The organism is Thermococcus sp. 21S9 (assembly GCF_012027635.1).
Taxonomy (GTDB): domain Archaea; phylum Methanobacteriota_B; class Thermococci; order Thermococcales; family Thermococcaceae; genus Thermococcus.
The window spans coordinates 1-520 of sequence record NZ_SNUS01000014.1 but is presented as its reverse complement, the minus strand read 5'-3'; the positions used below and the strand labels follow the sequence as shown (position 1 = coordinate 520).

General features: G+C 40.6%; 1 protein-coding gene and 1 pseudogene. Both read left to right on the top strand.

Annotation, left to right across the window (positions count from 1 at the left end; all coding sequences use genetic code 11):
- A partial coding sequence (gene amrB, locus E3E28_RS10725) for an AmmeMemoRadiSam system protein B (protein WP_167915449.1) occupies positions 1-218 on the top strand: 218 nt, incomplete at its 5' end.
- Positions 219-310: 92 nt separating this feature from the next.
- Positions 311-520: pseudogene (locus E3E28_RS10720) on the top strand (galactokinase family protein); the annotation flags it as partial.

The window sequence follows — 520 nt, the reverse complement described above, 5'->3', positions numbered from 1 at the left end:
AGAAAATCCTAGAGTTTGACTACAAGGGCATGTTCGATGAGATAAGGAAAATGAATCATACGATGTGTGGTCCAGGTGGAGTTGCCACTGCAATAGTGTTTTCAAGATTAGCTGGAGCTGTTGAAGCAGAGCTTTTGCACTACACCACAAGCTTTGAAGTCAGCAGAAGTATGGATGCAATAGTTGGCTATGCATCGATTGTGATTAGAAAATCCTGATCTTTTCTTTTCATTCTGAGACCAAAAGGAAAATAAATCTTAGACTTCAACTTTTCTAGGGAGTAAATTTCACTGAATTTAATGGAGGGTTAAAAATGAGAGTTCTCGCGTCAGCTCCAGCTAAAATTATTCTCTTCGGTGAACACAGCGTCGTTTATGGGAAGCCTGCCATAGCAGCGGCTATTGATTTGAGGACATACGTTTGGGCTGAGTTCAACAAGAACGGGAGGATTAGGATTGAAGCTAAAGACATTAGAGTGCCAGGCTTAACTGTTTCGTTTTCTGACAAGGAAATCTATTTC